This window comes from Streptomyces sp. WM6386, assembly GCF_000972385.1.
Lineage (GTDB): Bacteria > Actinomycetota > Actinomycetes > Streptomycetales > Streptomycetaceae > Streptomyces.
Genome location: NZ_JXTE01000112.1, coordinates 1 through 16,571, shown reverse-complemented (window position 1 = coordinate 16,571; position 16,571 = coordinate 1). Strand labels below are relative to the sequence as shown.

The window sequence follows — 16,571 nt, the reverse complement described above, 5'->3', positions numbered from 1 at the left end:
TCCGTGAGGCGGTGGGCCAGCAGGGCGGCCGGGCGGCACAGGTCTTCCGGTGGCAGGTCCGCGGTGAGGGCGCGTGCTACGGCGGTGGGGGCGATCTCGCGCTCCAGCCAGGCGGCGACGCCGGGGGCGAGGTGGTCGGCGTCGGTGGCGGAGAGGAGGATGCGGGGGTCGCGGCGGCGTAGGCCGGCGAGGAGGTCGGTGGCTGTCCGGAGGAGGGTGGGGGAGGGACAGGCGGGCTGCGGGACCGGTGGGAGCTTTCTGCGGGGAGGCCGGTCGTCCCGGGTGGGCCGTGGCCTCGGGGTGTGCGGCTCGGCATGGTGGCCGGGGCGGTTGCAGGAGGTCGGGCGGGTGACGATGCGGCCGTTGGGGAGGCGTTTGCGCTCGCGGCGCAGATAGCCGTGGGCTTCGAGTTCGCGCAGGGCGGCGGAGATACGGGTCCTGCCCTCGGGGAAGCGGGCGGCGAGGGTGTCGATGTCGACGCGGGCGCCTGCGGGGAGGGACTGGATGTAGACGGCCAGTCCGATGGCGAGGCCGGAGAGCTCCTGGTGCTGGGCGAGGTGGTTGCCGATCACCGTGAAGCGGGTGGTGTGGCGGGCGTTGTCGTGGGCGAGGCCCGCGTGAGGGTGGTTTTTGCCCGCGATACGGGACTGGGCGCGCGGGGGCGCGCTAGGGTTTTCGGTGTCCATCGGGAAGCTGTTCTCTTCCTTGGTGGTCAGGCCCTCGCATCGGGATTGCCGTCCCGGCGGGGGCCGTTGCATGTGTGCGGTTGTGTTGCTGCGTTGCGCTGAGAGTAGGGCAAGCAACCGGGCCGAAATCCAGCTGAGTTGGTGATGTTCACCCGGGCGGGTGAGCTGCGCGGGCGGGAGGAGGGGTGGGGCTTGGTGCGGGTTCTTTCTCTCCCGTGGTCCTTGGGGAGATCGCCCGTGGCACCGGAGTGCGGGTTCTCGGAGGACGGTGGCGGCTGCGTATCGGGTCCAGGCGATTCGGGGCGCCCTTGCCGCCGACAGCCTGCGAGCCGGGTGTCCGGGGCGGCGGTGCAGCGGCTGGCGGGGCCCAGGGCCGAGCGGTGATCCGCGCCACGTCTTCGGCCGAGGTGCCGCGTCGCTGCCCCCAGGGTGAAGGGGGACGGGCTCAGGGCCTCAGGTTTGACCTACGTCACGCTCCGGGTATTGTCTCCGGCTCGATTGGCGGTGGCCCTGCCCCATATGGCAGACTGTCCGAGTTGCTCGGTCGAGTGTTGATGCTGCGCGCCTCCCGCCGGGAGGACCGGAAGCGAGTCCCACAGTACTCGTCGCCCTAACTGCCATACGGCAGCGCTGGGGCGGACGTACGGGAATCTTTCGGGAAGCAAGGTACGGCACAGGCCAGGCACCCGGTGGACCTTTCGTCCTCGGCTTGCGGTTCCGGAAGGGCCGTGCTCCCAGACAAGGGGTGCTCGAACAAGGGGCATCTGTGTCAGTAAGAGCGCGACACACCCGACCGCGTGGGTCGGAGAGCGGAAGACAGGGACACCGGGTTCCAGAGCGTTAAACCAGACAAAGGACTACTGAGTAGCCATGGCGGGACAGAAGATCCGCATCCGGCTCAAGGCCTACGACCACGAGGTCATCGACTCCTCGGCGAAGAAGATCGTCGAGACGGTGACGCGTACTGGTGCGTCGGTCGCGGGCCCGGTGCCGCTGCCCACTGAGAAGAACGTGTACTGCGTCATCAAGTCGCCGCACAAGTACAAGGACTCGCGCGAGCACTTCGAGATGCGCACACACAAGCGCCTGATCGACATTCTCGACCCGACGCCCAAGACCGTTGACTCCTTGATGCGACTCGACCTCCCGGCCGGTGTCGACATCGAGATCAAGCTCTAGGGATCGGTGATCTGAGAATGGCTAAGCAGATCAAGGGCATCCTGGGCGAGAAGCTCGGCATGACGCAGGTGTGGGACGAGAACAACCGTGTTGTTCCGGTCACCGTCGTCAAGGCCGGCCCCAACGTCGTCACCCAGGTCCGCACGAACGACGCCGACGGCTACGAGTCCGTCCAGATCGCGTTCGGCGAGATCGACCCGCGCAAGGTGAACAAGCCCCTCAAGGGCCACTTCGCCAAGGCCGACGTCACTCCCCGCCGCCACCTCGTCGAGATCCGTACCGCTGACGCCAGCGAGTACACCCTCGGCCAGGAGATCACCGCCGAGGTGTTCGAGGCCGGCATCAAGGTCGACGTGACCGGCAAGAGCAAGGGCAAGGGCTTCGCCGGTGTCATGAAGCGTCACAACTTCAAGGGCCTCGGCGCCGGACACGGCACCCAGCGCAAGCACCGCTCTCCCGGTTCCATCGGTGGCTGCGCCACCCCGGGCCGCGTGTTCAAGGGCCTCCGCATGGCGGGTCGCATGGGCAACGAGCGGGTCACCACCCAGAACCTGACCGTCCACGCCGTTGACGCGGAGAAGGGTCTGCTGCTCATCAAGGGCGCTGTCCCCGGTCCGAACGGCGGCCTCGTCCTGGTCCGCACCGCGGCCAAGGGGGCCTGAGGTACCGATGAGCACTGTTGACATCCTTTCGCCTGCCGGCGAGAAGACCGGAAGCGTCGAGCTCCCCGCGGAGATCTTCGGCGTGGAGAAGATCAGCATCCCGCTGATCCACCAGGTCGTCGTCGCGCAGAACGCTGCTGCCCGTCAGGGCACGCACAAGACCAAGCGTCGCGGTGAAGTCCGTGGTGGCGGTAAGAAGCCTTACCGTCAGAAGGGCACCGGCCGTGCGCGCCAGGGCTCGACCCGCGCGCCGCAGTTCGCCGGCGGTGGCGTCGTCCACGGCCCGCAGCCGCGTGACTACTCGCAGCGGACCCCGAAGAAGATGAAGGCCGCGGCCCTGCGCCACGCCCTCACCGACCGGGCCCGCAACAACCGCATCCACGTCGTCACCGGCGTGATCGAGGGCGACTCCCCGTCCACGAAGGCCGCTCGCACGCTGTTCGGCAAGATCTCGGAGCGCAAGAACCTGCTCCTGGTCGTCGACCGCGCCGACGAGGCCGCGTGGCTGTCCGCCCGCAACCTGCCCCAGATCCACATCCTGGAGCCGGGCCAGCTGAACACGTACGACGTGATCGTCTCGGACGACGTGGTCTTCACCCAGGCCGCTCTCGAGTCCTTCGTCGCCGGCCCGCAGGCCAACGACACCGAAGGGAGCGAGGCCTGATGGCTACGCGTCACCCGAGCATTGCCTCCAAGGCTGCCAAGGCCGCCAAGGCCGCGCGCGTCGCCAAGGCGCGTCGCCACGCCGCCGAGGGCAAGAACACCGTCGTCACCGCGCCCAGCAAGGCGTACACGGACCCCCGTGACGTGCTGCTGAAGCCGGTCGTGTCGGAGAAGAGCTACGCGCTCCTCGACGAGAACAAGTACACGTTCATCGTCGACCCCAACGCCAACAAGACCCAGATCAAGCAGGCCGTCCAGGCGGTCTTCTCGGTCAAGGTCACCGGGGTCAACACGATCAACCGCCAGGGCAAGCGCAAGCGGACCCGCACCGGTTTCGGCCAGCGTGCCGGCACCAAGCGCGCGATCGTGACCCTTGCTGAGGGCGACCGTATCGACATCTTCGGCGGTCCGACCGCGTAAGCGGGTCGGATCGTCCGATATCGGACGAGGACTGAGAAATGGGAATCCGCAAGTACAAGCCGACTACGCCGGGCCGTCGTGGCTCCAGCGTCGCCGACTTCGTCGAGGTCACGCGGTCCACGCCGGAGAAGTCGCTGGTCCGCCCGCTGCACAGCAAGGGCGGCCGTAACAACGCCGGTCGTGTGACCGTTCGCCACCAGGGTGGCGGACACAAGCGCGCCTTCCGAGTGATCGACTTCCGTCGTCACGACAAGGACGGCGTGCCGGCGAAGGTCGCGCACATCGAGTACGACCCCAACCGCACCGCGCGCATCGCGCTGCTGCACTACGCGGACGGCGAGAAGCGCTACATCCTCGCCCCGCGCAACCTGCAGCAGGGTGACCGCGTCGAGAACGGTCCCGGGGCCGACATCAAGCCGGGCAACAACCTGGCGCTCCGCAACATCCCGGTCGGTACCACGATCCACGCGATCGAGCTCCGTCCCGGTGGCGGTGCCAAGTTCGCCCGCTCCGCCGGTACCTCGGTACAGCTGCTCGCGAAGGAGGGCTCGATGGCCCACCTCCGCATGCCTTCCGGTGAGATCCGCCTGGTCGACCAGCGCTGCCGCGCCACGGTCGGCGAGGTCGGCAACGCCGAGCAGAGCAACATCAACTGGGGTAAGGCCGGCCGTAAGCGCTGGCTGGGCGTTCGCCCGACCGTTCGCGGTGTGGCGATGAACCCGGTTGACCACCCGCACGGTGGTGGTGAGGGCAAGACCTCCGGTGGTCGCCACCCGGTCTCCCCGTGGGGTCAGAAGGAGGGTCGTACTCGTTCGCCGAAGAAGGCTTCGAACAAGTACATCGTCCGCCGCCGCAAGACGAACAAGAAGCGCTAGGAGCGGGTTTAGATGCCGCGGAGTCTCAAGAAGGGGCCCTTCGTCGACGACCACCTGATCAAGAAGGTGGACGCCCAGAACGAAGCTGGCACCAAGAACGTCATCAAGACCTGGTCCCGTCGCTCCATGATCGTGCCGGCCATGCTCGGCCACACGCTCGCGGTGCACAACGGCAAGACCCACATCCCGGTGTTCGTCACCGAGTCGATGGTCGGTCACAAGCTCGGCGAGTTCTCGCCGACTCGTACCTTCCGGGGTCACGTCAAGGACGACCGGAAGTCGAAGCGCCGCTAGTAGCGGATCGCATTCAGACACGTAAGTAACTGAGAGGGACAACCATGGAAGCCAGGGCCCAGGCGCGGTACATCCGCGTTACGCCCATGAAGGCCCGCCGCGTGGTGGACCTTATCCGTGGCATGGATGCCACGGAGGCTCAGGCTGTTCTGCGATTCGCTCCGCAGGCAGCCTCAGTGCCGGTCGGCAAGGTGCTCGACAGCGCCATCGCCAACGCCGCGCACAACTACGACCACACCGACGCCGACAGCCTCGTCATCTCCGAGGCGTACGTCGACGAGGGCCCGACCCTGAAGCGGTTCCGTCCGCGCGCCCAGGGCCGTGCCTACCGGATCCGCAAGCGGACCAGCCACATCACCGTGGTCGTCAGCAGCAAGGAAGGAACCCGGTAATGGGCCAGAAGGTAAACCCGCACGGGTTCCGGCTCGGCATTACCACGGACTTCAAGTCCCGTTGGTACGCCGACAAGCTGTACAAGGACTACGTCAAGGAAGACGTCGCCATCCGTCGGATGATGACGTCCGGCATGGAGCGCGCCGGCATCTCGAAGGTGGAGATCGAGCGCACCCGTGACCGTGTGCGTGTGGACATCCACACCGCGCGTCCCGGCATCGTCATCGGCCGCCGTGGCGCCGAGGCCGACCGCATCCGCGGTGACCTCGAGAAGCTCACGGGCAAGCAGGTCCAGCTGAACATCCTCGAGGTGAAGAGCCCCGAGACGGACGCTCAGCTGGTTGCTCAGGCCGTCGCCGAGCAGCTCTCCTCCCGCGTCTCCTTCCGTCGCGCCATGCGTAAGAGCATGCAGGGCACGATGAAGGCCGGCGCCAAGGGCATCAAGATCCAGTGCGGTGGCCGCCTCGGCGGCGCCGAGATGTCCCGCTCGGAGTTCTACCGCGAGGGCCGTGTGCCCCTGCACACGCTCCGCGCGAACGTGGACTATGGCTTCTTCGAGGCCAAGACGACCTTCGGCCGCATCGGTGTGAAGGTCTGGATCTACAAGGGCGATGTCAAGAACATCGCCGAGGTCCGCGCCGAGAACGCCGCAGCCCGCGCCGGCAACCGCCCGGCCCGTGGTGGCGGCGGCGCCGACCGCCCGGCCCGTGGTGGCCGCGGTGGCGAGCGCGGCGGTCGCGGTCGTAAGCCGCAGCAGGCTCCCGCTGCCGAGGCCCCCAAGGCCGAGGCTCCGGCGGCTGCCGCTCCGGCTGAGAGCACCGGAACGGAGGCCTGACCGACATGCTGATCCCCCGTAGGGTCAAGCACCGCAAGCAGCACCACCCGAAGCGCCGTGGTCAGGCCAAGGGCGGTACGACGGTCGCGTTCGGCGAGTACGGCATTCAGGCCCTCACGCCGGCGTACGTGACCAACCGCCAGATCGAGGCGGCCCGTATCGCGATGACCCGCCACATCAAGCGTGGCGGCAAGGTCTGGATCAACATCTACCCGGACCGCCCGCTGACGAAGAAGCCTGCCGAGACCCGCATGGGTTCCGGTAAGGGTTCTCCCGAGTGGTGGATCGCGAACGTGCACCCGGGCCGGGTCATGTTCGAGCTGTCCTACCCCAACGAAAAGATCGCCCGTGAGGCCCTGACTCGCGCAGCCCACAAGCTGCCGATGAAGTGCCGGATCGTCAAGCGCGAGGCAGGTGAAGCGTGATGTCGGCCGGTACCAAGGCGTCCGAGCTGCGCGAACTGGGTGACGAGGAGCTTCTCAACAAGCTCCGCGAAGCCAAGGAAGAGCTGTTCAACCTCCGCTTCCAGGCGGCGACTGGTCAGCTCGAGAACCACGGTCGGCTCAAGGCCGTCCGTAAGGACATCGCGCGGATCTACACCCTGATGCGTGAGCGCGAGCTGGGCATCGAGACGGTGGAGAGCGCCTGATGAGTGAGAGCAACGTGACTGAGCAGACTGCAGAGGCCCGCGGCTTCCGCAAGACCCGTGAGGGTCTCGTCGTCAGCGACAAGATGGACAAGACCGTCGTCGTCGCCGTCGAGGACCGCGTCAAGCACGCGCTGTACGGCAAGGTCATCCGCCGTACCAACAAGCTCAAGGCGCACGACGAGCAGAACGCTGCCGGCGTCGGCGACCGGGTCCTCCTCGCGGAGACCCGCCCGCTGTCGGCGACCAAGCGCTGGCGCATCGTCGAGATCCTCGAGAAGGCCAAGTAATTTCCTGCGGGGGTAATCCCGCAGGTCAGTTCCGCCAGGCTCGGCAGGGGTTCCGTCACGGAACCCCTGCCGGGAACCGGCAGACAAACAGGAGATAGACGTGATCCAGCAGGAGTCGCGACTGCGTGTCGCCGACAACACTGGTGCGAAGGAAATCCTTTGCATCCGTGTGCTCGGTGGCTCCGGTCGCCGCTACGCGGGCATCGGTGACGTCATCGTCGCCACCGTCAAGGACGCGATCCCCGGCGGCAACGTGAAGAAGGGTGACGTCATCAAGGCGGTCATCGTTCGCACCGTCAAGGAGCGTCGCCGTCCCGACGGCTCGTACATCCGCTTCGACGAGAACGCCGCTGTCATTCTCAAGAACGACGGCGACCCTCGTGGCACCCGTATCTTCGGCCCGGTGGGCCGGGAGCTGCGCGAGAAGAAGTTCATGAAGATCATCTCGCTCGCGCCGGAGGTGCTGTAAGCATGAAGATCAAGAAGGGCGACCTGGTTCAGGTCATCACCGGTAAGGACAAGGGCAAGCAGGGCAAGGTCATTGCCGCTTACCCGAGCGACGAGCGTGTCCTGGTCGAGGGTGTCAACCGGGTCAAGAAGCACACCAAGGCCGGCCCGACCGCCAAGGGTTCTCAGGCCGGTGGCATCGTCACGACCGAGGCGCCGATCCACGTCTCCAACGTCCAGCTGGTCGTTGAGAAGGACGGCAACAAGGTCGTCACGCGTGTCGGTTACCGCTTCGACGACGAGGGCAACAAGGTTCGCGTTGCCAAGCGGACGGGTGAGGACATCTGATGGCTACCACCACGACTCCGCGTCTCAAGACGAAGTACCGCGAGGAGATCGCGGGCAAGCTGCGTGAGGAGTTCTCCTACGAGAACGTCATGCAGATCCCCGGCCTCGTCAAGATCGTGGTCAACATGGGTGTGGGCGACGCCGCCCGCGACTCCAAGCTGATCGAGGGCGCCATCCGCGACCTCACCACGATCACCGGTCAGAAGCCGGCCGTCACCAAGGCCCGCAAGTCCATCGCGCAGTTCAAGCTGCGTGAGGGTCAGCCGATCGGTGCCCACGTCACGCTCCGTGGCGACCGCATGTGGGAGTTCCTGGACCGCACCCTGTCGCTCGCGCTGCCGCGCATCCGCGACTTCCGTGGTCTGTCCCCCAAGCAGTTCGACGGCCGTGGCAACTACACCTTCGGTCTCACGGAGCAGGTCATGTTCCACGAGATCGACCAGGACAAGATCGACCGTACCCGGGGTATGGACATCACCGTGGTCACCACGGCGACCAACGACGCTGAGGGCCGCGCCCTCCTTCGTCACCTCGGCTTCCCCTTCAAGGAGGCGTGAGCGAGATGGCGAAGAAGGCTCTGATTGCCAAGGCTGCTCGCAAGCCCAAGTTCGGTGTGCGTGCGTACACCCGCTGCCAGCGCTGCGGCCGTCCGCACTCCGTGTACCGCAAGTTCGGCCTGTGCCGCGTGTGCCTTCGTGAGATGGCTCACCGTGGCGAGCTGCCGGGCGTGACCAAGAGCTCCTGGTAGTCCCCGCTTTTAGGGACTCCAAGGGCTCTCGGTAAGCACTGGGCGTGTCAGGCGCCCTGCTCTCCATGGCTTAGGCTAGGAGGGTTGGGCGCCTGATGGTCGCCCGTACGACTTACTACGCCGTAGGTCCACCGCACCGCACCCGCCTCGTCTCGGATCGAGGAGAGGGATGGCGCACCAGGAAACCCCGGCGAGAGAGGCCGAAGGCCAATTCATGACCATGACTGATCCGATCGCAGACATGCTTACGCGTCTGCGGAACGCGAACTCGGCGTACCACGACTCTGTGACGATGCCGGCGTCCAAGATCAAGTCTCACATCGCGGAGATCCTCCAGCAGGAGGGCTTCATCACGGGCTGGAAGGTCGAGGACGCCGAGGTCGGCAAGAACCTCGTCCTCGAGCTGAAGTTCGGCCCGAACCGTGAGCGCTCCATCGCGGGCATCAAGCGGATCTCCAAGCCCGGTCTCCGGGTTTACGCGAAGTCCACCTCCCTGCCCAAGGTGCTGGGTGGCCTCGGCGTGGCGATCATCTCCACGTCCCACGGGCTCCTCACCGACAAGCAGGCCGGCAAGAAGGGCGTAGGCGGAGAAGTTCTCGCCTACGTCTGGTAGCGGAAGGGAACGGAGGAAACAGCTATGTCGCGCATTGGCAAGCTCCCCATCACGGTTCCCGCCGGCGTGGACGTCACCATCGACGGCCGTACGGTTTCGGTGAAGGGCCCCAAGGGCTCTCTCTCCCACACCGTCGCTGCGCCGATCGACATCGCCAAGGGTGAGGACGGCGTGCTCAGCGTCACCCGCCCCAACGACGAGCGTCAGAACAAGGCCCTGCACGGCCTGTCCCGCACGCTGGTGGCGAACATGATCACCGGCGTGACCCAGGGTTACGTGAAGAAGCTCGAGATCAGCGGTGTCGGTTACCGCGTTACGGCCAAGGGATCGAACCTCGAGTTCGCTCTGGGCTACAGCCACCCGATCACCGTCGAAGCCCCCGAGGGCATCACCTTCAAGGTTGAGAACCCGACCCGTTTCTCGGTCGAGGGCATCGACAAGCAGAAGGTCGGCGAGGTTGCGGCCAACATCCGCAAGCTGCGCAAGCCCGACCCGTACAAGGCCAAGGGCGTCAAGTACGAGGGCGAAGTCATCCGCCGCAAGGTCGGAAAGGCGGGTAAGTAAGCCATGGCATACGGACAGAAGATCCTTAAGGGCGACGCCTACAAGCGCGCCGCGATCAAGCGCCGTCACATTCGTATCCGCAAGCACATCTCGGGTACGGCTGAGCGGCCGCGTCTCGTTGTGACGCGCTCGAACCGCCACATCGTGGCCCAGGTCATCGACGACATCAAGGGTCACACCCTGGCGTCGGCGTCGACCCTGGACACCTCGATCCGCGGTGCCGAGGGCGACAAGTCCGCGCAGGCCAAGTCGGTCGGCGCCCTGGTCGCCGAGCGCGCCAAGGCCGCGGGCGTCGAGGCTGTCGTATTCGACCGTGGTGGCAACCAGTACGCCGGGCGCATTGCCGCCCTGGCGGACGCCGCCCGCGAAGCCGGGCTCAAGTTCTGAGCCGCTTCCGTAGCTAGCGGAAACAGAGAGAGGTAATTCCAATGGCTGGACCCCAGCGCCGCGGTGGCGGTGCCGGTGGCGGCGAGCGGCGGGACCGGAAGGGCCGTGACGGCGGCGCAGCTGCCGCCGAGAAGACCGCTTACGTTGAGCGCGTTGTCGCGATCAACCGTGTCGCCAAGGTTGTGAAGGGTGGTCGTCGCTTCAGCTTCACTGCGCTTGTCGTAGTGGGCGATGGCGATGGCACCGTCGGTGTCGGTTACGGCAAGGCCAAGGAGGTGCCGGCCGCGATCGCCAAGGGTGTTGAAGAGGCCAAGAAGCACTTCTTCAAGGTCCCCCGTATCCAGGGCACCATCCCGCACCCGATCACCGGCGAGAAGGCCGCGGGCGTCGTCCTGCTCAAGCCTGCTTCCCCCGGTACCGGCGTTATCGCCGGTGGCCCGGTGCGTGCCGTGCTCGAGTGCGCCGGCGTGCACGACATCCTGTCGAAGTCGCTCGGCTCGTCGAACGCGATCAACATCGTGCACGCGACCGTGGAGGCCCTGAAGGGTCTGCAGCGTCCCGAGGAGATCGCGGCTCGCCGTGGTCTGCCCCTCGAGGACGTCGCTCCCGCGGCTCTGCTGCGTGCGCGTGCCGGGGCCGGTGCTGCGTAATGGCACAGCTCAAGATCACGCAGACGAAGTCGTACATCGGCAGCAAGCAGAACCACCGTGACACCCTGCGTTCCCTTGGTCTCAAGGGCATCAACTCGCAGGTCGTCAAGGAGGACCGCCCCGAGTTCCGCGGCATGGTGCACACCGTCCGCCACCTCGTGTCGGTCGAGGAGGTCGACTGATCATGGCGGAGAACAACCCGCTCAAGATCCACAACCTCCGTCCCGCCCCGGGCGCCAAGACCGCCAAGACCCGTGTGGGTCGTGGTGAGGCGTCGAAGGGTAAGACGGCTGGTCGTGGTACCAAGGGCACGAAGGCCCGTTACCAGGTTCCGGAGCGCTTCGAGGGTGGCCAGATGCCCCTCCACATGCGTCTTCCGAAGCTCAAGGGCTTCAAGAACCCGTTCAAGGTCGAGTTCCAGGTCGTGAACCTCGACAAGCTGGCCGCGCTCTACCCCGAGGGTGGCGAGGTCACCGTCGAGGGTCTGGTGGCCAAGGGTGCCGTTCGCAAGAACAGCCTCGTCAAGGTCCTCGGTCAGGGTGAGATCACCGTGGCGCTGCAGGTGACGGTCGACGCCGTCTCCGGCTCCGCCAAGGAGAAGATCACCGCGGCCGGCGGCACCGTCACCGAGCTCGTCTGAACACCTCAGGCGTCTCGATGACTTGAGCGATCCCGACCGGGGATACCCCACAAATGGGGTATCCCCGGTTGGTCGTTCCTAGGGTGGCAGTCTCGCCGGTAAGGTGGCCTGCACTGCCAACTTTCACAGGGTGCTGCACCTGGGGCACCTTGAGCGGCAGTTGGCCGTTACGTATTCGTCTGTATCCGTCGAACCTCAAGACCGTCACCCTTGACGCAGTAGCGCGGGGGTCGCAGGAGGCACCGTGCTCACCGCGTTCGCCCGGGCGTTCAAGACGCCCGACCTGCGCAAGAAGCTGCTCTTCACGCTGGCCATCATCGTGGTGTACCGAGTCGGTACCCACATCCCGATCCCCGGCGTCGACTACAAGTCCGTTCAGCAGTGCGTCGACGAGGCGTCCGCGAACCAGGGCCTCTTCGGTCTGGTCAACATGTTCAGCGGCGGAGCGCTGCTGCAGATCACCATCTTCGCGCTCGGGATCATGCCGTACATCACGGCGAGCATCATCCTTCAGCTGCTGACCGTGGTCATCCCGCGCCTGGAAGCCCTCAAGAAGGAGGGCCAGGCCGGTACCGCGAAGATCACGCAGTACACCCGTTACCTGACCGTGGCGCTCGCCATCCTTCAGGGCACGGGCCTCGTCGCCACCGCCCGAAGTGGTGCGCTGTTCTCCGGCTGCACCGCCGCGTCGTCCATCGTCCCGGACCGCTCGATCTTCTCCACGATCGTCATGGTCATCACCATGACCGCCGGTACGGCCGTCGTGATGTGGCTCGGTGAGCTCATCACCGACCGCGGTATCGGCAACGGCATGTCGATCCTGATGTTCATCTCGATCGCCGCCACCTTCCCGTCGGCGCTGTGGGCCATCAAGAAGCAGGGCACCCTGGCCGACGGCTGGATCGAGTTCGGCACCGTCGTCGCGGTCGGCCTGGTCATGGTCGGCCTGGTGGTCTTCGTCGAGCAGGCTCAGCGCCGTATCCCGGTTCAGTACGCGAAGCGGATGATCGGCCGTCGCGCCTACGGCGGGACGTCCACGTACATCCCGCTGAAGGTGAACCAGGCGGGTGTGATTCCCGTCATCTTCGCGTCGTCGCTGCTGTACATCCCGGCTCTCATCGCGCAGTTCTCGAGCAGCAACTCCGGCTGGAAAACCTGGGTCGAGCAGAATCTCACCAAGGGCGACCACCCGATTTACATCACCATGTACTTCTTGCTGATCGTTTTCTTCGCCTTCTTCTACGTCGCGATCTCCTTCAACCCCGAGGAAGTCGCCGACAACATGAAGAAGTATGGTGGCTTCATCCCGGGCATCCGGGCTGGCCGACCGACCGCTGAGTACCTCTCCTACGTACTCAACCGGATCACCTGGCCGGGTTCGCTGTACTTGGGTCTGATTGCTCTCGTCCCGACGATGGCGTTGGTTGGTTTCGGGGCAAACCAGAACTTCCCGTTCGGCGGGACCAGCATCCTGATCATCGTGGGTGTGGGTCTTGAGACGGTGAAGCAGATCGAGAGCCAGCTCCAGCAGCGCAATTACGAAGGGTTCCTCCGCTGATGCGAATCGTCCTCGTCGGGCCGCCTGGCGCCGGAAAGGGAACGCAGGCCACGCGCCTCGCCGAGAAACTGCGTGTCCCGCACATCTCCACGGGCGACCTGTTCCGCGCCAACATCAGCCAGCAGACGGACCTTGGCAAACTCGCGAAGTCCTACATGGACGCCGGCAACCTCGTCCCGGACGAGGTCACCATCGCGATGGCGAAGGACCGTATGGAACAGCCGGACGCCGTGAACGGCTTCCTGCTGGACGGCTTCCCGCGGAACGTCTCGCAGGCCGAGGCGTTGGACGAGCTGCTCACCACCGAGGGCATCAAGCTGGACGCGGTGCTGGACCTGGAGGCCCCCGAGGAGGAGGTCGTCAAGCGGATCGCCGGTCGGCGCATCTGCCGTAACGACTCCTCGCACGTCTTCCACGTGACGTACAAGAAGCCGGCCAAGGAAGGCGTCTGTGACGTCTGCGGTGGCGAGCTGTACCAGCGGGACGACGACTCGGAGGCCACCGTCCGCACGCGGCTCGAGGTCTACCACACGCAGACCGAGCCGATCATCGACTACTACAAGTCGCAGGGCCTGGTCGTGACGATCGAGGCCATGGGGCCGGTGGACGAGGTCACCACTCGTGCGCTGGCCGGACTGAAGCGTGAGGGCGACGACCAGTAGTCGTCGTCCTGGTACGGCCGTGGAGTCCCGAGGGACTGCACGGCCGTACTGTTGTGTAGGTAACCGAACCAGCGAGTGACGGAGAGCGCAGGCCCCCATGGTGCAGATCAAGACCCCCGAGCAGATCGCCAAGATGCGTGAGGCGGGACTGGTCGTCGCCGCCATCCACGCGGCCACGCGGGAGGCCGCTGTACCGGGGGCGTCCACGAAGGACCTGGACGAGGTCGCGCGGAAGGTGCTCGCCGAGCACGGGGCGAAGTCGAACTTCCTGGGGTACGGCGGGTTCCCGGCGACGATCTGCACCTCCGTGAACGAGGTCGTGGTCCACGGCATCCCCTCCGACGACGTGGTCCTGGCGGACGGCGACATCATCTCCATCGACTGCGGCGCGATCGTCGACGGCTGGCACGGTGACGCGGCCTACACGGCCTTCGTGGGGTCCGGTCACGCCCCGGAGCTCCTTGAGCTGTCCCGGGTGACGGAAGAGTCCATGTGGGCCGGTATCGCCGCGATGAAGCAGGGCGCGCGGCTCGTCGACGTCTCCCGGGCCATCGAGACGTACATCCGCCGGCAGCCGAAGCCGGGTGGCGGCAAGTACGGGATCATCGAGGACTACGGCGGCCACGGCATCGGCACCGAGATGCACATGGACCCGCACCTGCTGAACTACGTCGACCGGCGCCGGGGCAAGGGGCCCAAGCTGGTTCCCGGGTTCTGCCTCGCCATCGAGCCGATGGTGTCGCTGGGTACGCCCCGGACCGAGGTCCTCTCCGACGACTGGACCGTCATCACGACCGACGGCACGTGGTCCTCGCACTGGGAGCACTCTGTCGCGTTGACGGTGGACGGTCCGCTGGTGCTCACCGCTCCCGACGGGGGTAAGGCGAAGCTGGCGGAGTACGGCGTGAGCGCCGCTCCTGATCCGCTCGTCTAGGTCGTATGCCGTGTGCGGCTGTGTGGGGCTGGTCGCGCAGTTCCCGGCGCCCCTGAGGGGCGCGTCCTTGCCCCCGGCGTGCTTAAAGATCTCTCTCCCCGGGCATTCTTCCTCGATTCGTCTTTCCGGGTGTGCTGACGTAGACTGACTCGTCGGCTCTCGTGCACCCGCATGCCTGCATGCGCTCGTACAGAGTCGATCAAGGTAGTCGATTCGAAGGGCGAAGCGTGGCCAAGAAGCAAGGTGCCATCGAGATCGAGGGCACTGTCGTCGAGTCTCTGCCGAACGCCATGTTCAAGGTCGAGCTCCAGAACGGCCACCAGGTCCTGGCACACATCAGCGGCAAGATGCGTATGCACTACATCCGTATCCTCCCTGACGACCGGGTCGTGGTGGAGTTGTCTCCGTACGACCTGACGCGTGGCCGGATCGTCTACCGCTACAAGTAGATCTTGCCCGCATCCCGTTTCGGCGGGGTGGTGGCACTGACCCGGAGAACCTCACTAATGAAGGTCAAGCCGAGCGTCAAGAAGATCTGCGACAAGTGCAGGGTGATCCGCCGTCACGGTCGGGTCATGGTCATCTGCGAGAACCCGCGCCACAAGCAGCGCCAGGGCTGACGCACGACCTATCCCTCTGCATCGATATCGCAGAGATTCGCGCGACGCGAGCTGAATTTGTTCATACGCAGAACCCAGGCACCGCGGTGCCTGACACCCCCGGTTCGGAGGCCGGGGACCCAGTTCGTACCTGGTACGGCGGCTGGGAACCGGTTCTGTGGAAGACCTCCGAAGATCACCAGGAGCCATTGAATGGCACGCGTTTCCGGTGTTGACATCCCGCGCGAAAAGCGCGTGGAGGTCGCCCTGACCTACGTGTTCGGTATTGGCCGCACTCTCTCCCAGCTGACGCTGGCCGAGACCGGCGTCGACCCGAACACCCGCGTTCGCGACCTCTCCGAGGAGCAGCTCGTCGCGATTCGTGAGTACGTCGACAACAACATCAAGACCGAGGGTGACCTCCGTCGCGAGGTCCAGGCCGACATCCGCCGCAAGGTGGAGATCGGTTGCTACCAGGGTCTCCGTCACCGTCGTGGTCTGCCCGTCCGCGGTCAGCGCACCAGCACGAACGCTCGTACCCGCAAGGGCCCGCGTCGCGCCATCGCCGGCAAGAAGAAGCCGGGCAAGAAGTAGTCCTCAGCGGACAACGCTTCACCAGCGGTCTTCGCTGTAGGACCGACCACCTCCCCGTAGGAGTTACTAGATGCCCCCCAAGGGTCGTCAGGGCGCTGCCAAGAAGGTGCGCCGCAAGGAAAAGAAGAACGTCGCTCACGGGCACGCCCACATCAAGAGCACGTTCAACAACACGATCGTCTCGATCACGGACCCCTCGGGCAACGTGATCTCCTGGGCCTCCGCCGGCCACGTCGGCTTCAAGGGCTCGCGCAAGTCCACCCCCTTCGCCGCGCAGATGGCCGCCGAGTCGGCCGCCCGCCGCGCGCAGGAGCACGGCATGCGCAAGGTTGACGTGTTCGTCAAGGGCCCGGGTTCGGGTCGCGAGACGGCCATCCGTTCGCTGCAGGCGACCGGTCTCGAGGTCGGCTCCATCCAGGACGTCACGCCCACCCCGCACAACGGCTGCCGTCCGCCCAAGCGTCGCCGCGTCTGATCTTTCGGATCTCTGACGCAGGCCGCTTGGTCTGAGGTTTTCGGGCGGTACGACTCCTTCGGTCGTATCGCCCGTACCCTTGTAACAAATCAGGGCGTCAAATAGCGGGCGCCCCTGACAGAAGGATCGCAACATGCTGATCGCTCAGCGTCCCTCGTTGACCGAAGAGGTCGTCGACGAGTTCCGCTCCCGGTTCGTGATCGAGCCGCTGGAGCCGGGCTTCGGCTACACCCTCGGCAACTCCCTCCGTCGTACTCTCCTGTCGTCGATCCCCGGCGCTGCTGTCACCAGCATCCGCATCGACGGTGTCCTGCACGAGTTCACCACCGTGCCGGGCGTCAAGGAGGACGTCACCGACCTGATCCTCAACATCAAGCAGCTGGTCGTCTCCTCGGAGCACGACGAGCCG

General features: G+C 65.9%; 29 protein-coding genes and 1 pseudogene. 29 read left to right on the top strand and 1 reads right to left on the bottom strand.

All coding sequences use genetic code 11. The features are described from left to right. Positions 1–686 (bottom strand): DNA-binding protein (locus TN53_RS38700; protein ID WP_046263527.1); only part of this gene is annotated, 686 nt, incomplete at its 3' end. An 870-nt stretch (positions 687–1,556) separates the two neighbouring features. On the opposite strand from TN53_RS38700, the gene rpsJ reads away from it, so the two are divergent. The 29 genes and pseudogenes from rpsJ to TN53_RS38555 form a co-directional block, all read left to right on the top strand. Beyond that, a complete protein-coding gene (gene rpsJ, locus TN53_RS38695; RefSeq protein ID WP_003948644.1) occupies positions 1,557–1,865 on the top strand; it encodes a 30S ribosomal protein S10 in 309 nt (102 codons plus the stop codon). Positions 1,866–1,882: 17 nt separating this feature from the next. Then, the gene (gene rplC, locus TN53_RS38690) at positions 1,883–2,527 is read left to right on the top strand and encodes a 50S ribosomal protein L3 (protein WP_007384065.1); all 645 of its coding nucleotides are present in this window, start codon (positions 1,883–1,885) and stop codon (positions 2,525–2,527) included. 7 nt (positions 2,528–2,534) lie between these two features. Beyond that, the gene (gene rplD, locus TN53_RS38685) at positions 2,535–3,191 is read left to right on the top strand and encodes a 50S ribosomal protein L4 (protein ID WP_046263526.1); all 657 of its coding nucleotides are present in this window, start codon (positions 2,535–2,537) and stop codon (positions 3,189–3,191) included. Beyond that, complete coding sequence (gene rplW / locus TN53_RS38680) at positions 3,191–3,610, top strand: 50S ribosomal protein L23 (protein WP_046263525.1); 420 nt, start codon at positions 3,191–3,193, stop codon at positions 3,608–3,610. Before rplD ends, rplW begins: the two co-directional genes overlap by 1 nt. Before the next feature lie 38 nt (positions 3,611–3,648). Continuing rightward, complete coding sequence (gene rplB / locus TN53_RS38675; protein WP_046263524.1) at positions 3,649–4,485, top strand: 50S ribosomal protein L2; 837 nt, start codon at positions 3,649–3,651, stop codon at positions 4,483–4,485. Between the two features lie 12 nt (positions 4,486–4,497). Continuing rightward, positions 4,498–4,779, top strand: a complete 282-nt coding sequence (rpsS, locus tag TN53_RS38670; RefSeq protein WP_003992359.1) for a 30S ribosomal protein S19 — start codon at positions 4,498–4,500, stop codon at positions 4,777–4,779. Positions 4,780–4,823: 44 nt separating this feature from the next. After that, positions 4,824–5,171, top strand: coding sequence for a 50S ribosomal protein L22 (rplV, locus tag TN53_RS38665; protein WP_030619142.1), 348 nt, complete (start codon positions 4,824–4,826; stop codon positions 5,169–5,171). Further along, entirely contained in the window at positions 5,171–6,007 is an 837-nt protein-coding gene (gene rpsC / locus TN53_RS38660) for a 30S ribosomal protein S3 (protein WP_030619145.1), read from the top strand. Before rplV ends, rpsC begins: the two co-directional genes overlap by 1 nt. Before the next feature lie 5 nt (positions 6,008–6,012). Beyond that, positions 6,013–6,432 (top strand): 50S ribosomal protein L16, encoded by a 420-nt coding sequence (rplP, locus tag TN53_RS38655; RefSeq protein ID WP_004927269.1) that lies wholly within the window; start codon positions 6,013–6,015, stop codon positions 6,430–6,432. Beyond that, the gene (gene rpmC / locus TN53_RS38650; RefSeq protein WP_005481220.1) at positions 6,432–6,656 is read left to right on the top strand and encodes a 50S ribosomal protein L29; all 225 of its coding nucleotides are present in this window, start codon (positions 6,432–6,434) and stop codon (positions 6,654–6,656) included. The genes rplP and rpmC overlap by 1 nt, the downstream gene beginning before the upstream one ends. Further along, positions 6,656–6,943: a 30S ribosomal protein S17 gene (rpsQ, locus tag TN53_RS38645; RefSeq protein WP_046263523.1), complete on the top strand. Its 288-nt coding sequence runs from the start codon at positions 6,656–6,658 to the stop codon at positions 6,941–6,943. Before rpmC ends, rpsQ begins: the two co-directional genes overlap by 1 nt. 100 nt (positions 6,944–7,043) lie before the next feature. Further along, the gene (gene rplN / locus TN53_RS38640; protein ID WP_003992364.1) at positions 7,044–7,412 is read left to right on the top strand and encodes a 50S ribosomal protein L14; all 369 of its coding nucleotides are present in this window, start codon (positions 7,044–7,046) and stop codon (positions 7,410–7,412) included. 2 nt (positions 7,413–7,414) lie between these two features. Continuing rightward, positions 7,415–7,738: a 50S ribosomal protein L24 gene (gene rplX, locus TN53_RS38635; protein ID WP_046263522.1), complete on the top strand. Its 324-nt coding sequence runs from the start codon at positions 7,415–7,417 to the stop codon at positions 7,736–7,738. Then, positions 7,738–8,295 (top strand): 50S ribosomal protein L5, encoded by a 558-nt coding sequence (gene rplE, locus TN53_RS38630; protein WP_003974255.1) that lies wholly within the window; start codon positions 7,738–7,740, stop codon positions 8,293–8,295. The genes rplX and rplE overlap by 1 nt, the downstream gene beginning before the upstream one ends. Positions 8,296–8,300: 5 nt before the next feature. Next, a complete protein-coding gene (locus TN53_RS38625; RefSeq protein ID WP_003956452.1) occupies positions 8,301–8,486 on the top strand; it encodes a type Z 30S ribosomal protein S14 in 186 nt (61 codons plus the stop codon). A gap of 214 nt (positions 8,487–8,700) precedes the next feature. Continuing rightward, positions 8,701–9,099, top strand: coding sequence for a 30S ribosomal protein S8 (gene rpsH / locus TN53_RS38620; RefSeq protein WP_013001411.1), 399 nt, complete (start codon positions 8,701–8,703; stop codon positions 9,097–9,099). Positions 9,100–9,123: 24 nt separating this feature from the next. Further along, positions 9,124–9,663: a 50S ribosomal protein L6 gene (gene rplF / locus TN53_RS38615; RefSeq protein ID WP_046263521.1), complete on the top strand. Its 540-nt coding sequence runs from the start codon at positions 9,124–9,126 to the stop codon at positions 9,661–9,663. Between the two features lie 3 nt (positions 9,664–9,666). Then, a complete protein-coding gene (gene rplR, locus TN53_RS38610) occupies positions 9,667–10,050 on the top strand; it encodes a 50S ribosomal protein L18 (RefSeq protein WP_046263520.1) in 384 nt (127 codons plus the stop codon). Between the two features lie 41 nt (positions 10,051–10,091). Beyond that, the gene (rpsE, locus tag TN53_RS38605) at positions 10,092–10,700 is read left to right on the top strand and encodes a 30S ribosomal protein S5 (RefSeq protein WP_013001409.1); all 609 of its coding nucleotides are present in this window, start codon (positions 10,092–10,094) and stop codon (positions 10,698–10,700) included. Beyond that, complete coding sequence (rpmD, locus tag TN53_RS38600) at positions 10,700–10,882, top strand: 50S ribosomal protein L30 (protein WP_046263519.1); 183 nt, start codon at positions 10,700–10,702, stop codon at positions 10,880–10,882. The genes rpsE and rpmD overlap by 1 nt, the downstream gene beginning before the upstream one ends. A gap of 2 nt (positions 10,883–10,884) precedes the next feature. Beyond that, positions 10,885–11,340 carry a 50S ribosomal protein L15 gene (rplO, locus tag TN53_RS38595; protein WP_020941680.1) on the top strand — a complete coding sequence of 152 codons (456 nt, stop codon included), beginning with the start codon at positions 10,885–10,887 and terminating at the stop codon, positions 11,338–11,340. A gap of 244 nt (positions 11,341–11,584) precedes the next feature. Beyond that, positions 11,585–12,898 (top strand): preprotein translocase subunit SecY, encoded by a 1,314-nt coding sequence (gene secY, locus TN53_RS38590; RefSeq protein WP_046263518.1) that lies wholly within the window; start codon positions 11,585–11,587, stop codon positions 12,896–12,898. Continuing rightward, on the top strand, positions 12,898–13,560 hold the full coding sequence (locus TN53_RS38585; protein WP_046263517.1) for an adenylate kinase: 663 nt from the start codon (positions 12,898–12,900) through the stop codon (positions 13,558–13,560). The genes secY and TN53_RS38585 overlap by 1 nt, the downstream gene beginning before the upstream one ends. A gap of 97 nt (positions 13,561–13,657) precedes the next feature. After that, the gene (map, locus tag TN53_RS38580; protein ID WP_046263516.1) at positions 13,658–14,494 is read left to right on the top strand and encodes a type I methionyl aminopeptidase; all 837 of its coding nucleotides are present in this window, start codon (positions 13,658–13,660) and stop codon (positions 14,492–14,494) included. Positions 14,495–14,721: 227 nt separating this feature from the next. Then, a complete protein-coding gene (infA, locus tag TN53_RS38575; RefSeq protein ID WP_003948620.1) occupies positions 14,722–14,943 on the top strand; it encodes a translation initiation factor IF-1 in 222 nt (73 codons plus the stop codon). Positions 14,944–15,000: 57 nt separating this feature from the next. Then, positions 15,001–15,114 carry a 50S ribosomal protein L36 gene (gene rpmJ, locus TN53_RS38570; protein ID WP_003998809.1) on the top strand — a complete coding sequence of 38 codons (114 nt, stop codon included), beginning with the start codon at positions 15,001–15,003 and terminating at the stop codon, positions 15,112–15,114. Positions 15,115–15,306: 192 nt separating this feature from the next. Further along, positions 15,307–15,687 (top strand): 30S ribosomal protein S13, encoded by a 381-nt coding sequence (rpsM, locus tag TN53_RS38565; protein ID WP_046263515.1) that lies wholly within the window; start codon positions 15,307–15,309, stop codon positions 15,685–15,687. Between the two features lie 70 nt (positions 15,688–15,757). Then, entirely contained in the window at positions 15,758–16,162 is a 405-nt protein-coding gene (rpsK, locus tag TN53_RS38560; protein WP_003956432.1) for a 30S ribosomal protein S11, read from the top strand. Positions 16,163–16,295: 133 nt separating this feature from the next. After that, a pseudogene (locus TN53_RS38555) lies at positions 16,296–16,571 on the top strand (DNA-directed RNA polymerase subunit alpha); the annotation flags it as partial.

Coding starts and splice junctions, on each gene's coding strand:
- rpsJ (WP_003948644.1), top strand. CDS start 1,557: ATGGCGGGACAGAAGATCCGCATCCGGCTCAAGGCCTACGACCACGAG.
- rplC (WP_007384065.1), top strand. CDS start 1,883: ATGGCTAAGCAGATCAAGGGCATCCTGGGCGAGAAGCTCGGCATGACG.
- rplD (WP_046263526.1), top strand. CDS start 2,535: ATGAGCACTGTTGACATCCTTTCGCCTGCCGGCGAGAAGACCGGAAGC.
- rplW (WP_046263525.1), top strand. CDS start 3,191: ATGGCTACGCGTCACCCGAGCATTGCCTCCAAGGCTGCCAAGGCCGCC.
- rplB (WP_046263524.1), top strand. CDS start 3,649: ATGGGAATCCGCAAGTACAAGCCGACTACGCCGGGCCGTCGTGGCTCC.
- rpsS (WP_003992359.1), top strand. CDS start 4,498: ATGCCGCGGAGTCTCAAGAAGGGGCCCTTCGTCGACGACCACCTGATC.
- rplV (WP_030619142.1), top strand. CDS start 4,824: ATGGAAGCCAGGGCCCAGGCGCGGTACATCCGCGTTACGCCCATGAAG.
- rpsC (WP_030619145.1), top strand. CDS start 5,171: ATGGGCCAGAAGGTAAACCCGCACGGGTTCCGGCTCGGCATTACCACG.
- rplP (WP_004927269.1), top strand. CDS start 6,013: ATGCTGATCCCCCGTAGGGTCAAGCACCGCAAGCAGCACCACCCGAAG.
- rpmC (WP_005481220.1), top strand. CDS start 6,432: ATGTCGGCCGGTACCAAGGCGTCCGAGCTGCGCGAACTGGGTGACGAG.
- rpsQ (WP_046263523.1), top strand. CDS start 6,656: ATGAGTGAGAGCAACGTGACTGAGCAGACTGCAGAGGCCCGCGGCTTC.
- rplX (WP_046263522.1), top strand. CDS start 7,415: ATGAAGATCAAGAAGGGCGACCTGGTTCAGGTCATCACCGGTAAGGAC.
- rplE (WP_003974255.1), top strand. CDS start 7,738: ATGGCTACCACCACGACTCCGCGTCTCAAGACGAAGTACCGCGAGGAG.
- TN53_RS38625 (WP_003956452.1), top strand. CDS start 8,301: ATGGCGAAGAAGGCTCTGATTGCCAAGGCTGCTCGCAAGCCCAAGTTC.
- rpsH (WP_013001411.1), top strand. CDS start 8,701: ATGACCATGACTGATCCGATCGCAGACATGCTTACGCGTCTGCGGAAC.
- rplF (WP_046263521.1), top strand. CDS start 9,124: ATGTCGCGCATTGGCAAGCTCCCCATCACGGTTCCCGCCGGCGTGGAC.
- rplR (WP_046263520.1), top strand. CDS start 9,667: ATGGCATACGGACAGAAGATCCTTAAGGGCGACGCCTACAAGCGCGCC.
- rpsE (WP_013001409.1), top strand. CDS start 10,092: ATGGCTGGACCCCAGCGCCGCGGTGGCGGTGCCGGTGGCGGCGAGCGG.
- rpmD (WP_046263519.1), top strand. CDS start 10,700: ATGGCACAGCTCAAGATCACGCAGACGAAGTCGTACATCGGCAGCAAG.
- rplO (WP_020941680.1), top strand. CDS start 10,885: ATGGCGGAGAACAACCCGCTCAAGATCCACAACCTCCGTCCCGCCCCG.
- TN53_RS38585 (WP_046263517.1), top strand. CDS start 12,898: ATGCGAATCGTCCTCGTCGGGCCGCCTGGCGCCGGAAAGGGAACGCAG.
- map (WP_046263516.1), top strand. CDS start 13,658: ATGGTGCAGATCAAGACCCCCGAGCAGATCGCCAAGATGCGTGAGGCG.
- rpmJ (WP_003998809.1), top strand. CDS start 15,001: ATGAAGGTCAAGCCGAGCGTCAAGAAGATCTGCGACAAGTGCAGGGTG.
- rpsM (WP_046263515.1), top strand. CDS start 15,307: ATGGCACGCGTTTCCGGTGTTGACATCCCGCGCGAAAAGCGCGTGGAG.
- rpsK (WP_003956432.1), top strand. CDS start 15,758: ATGCCCCCCAAGGGTCGTCAGGGCGCTGCCAAGAAGGTGCGCCGCAAG.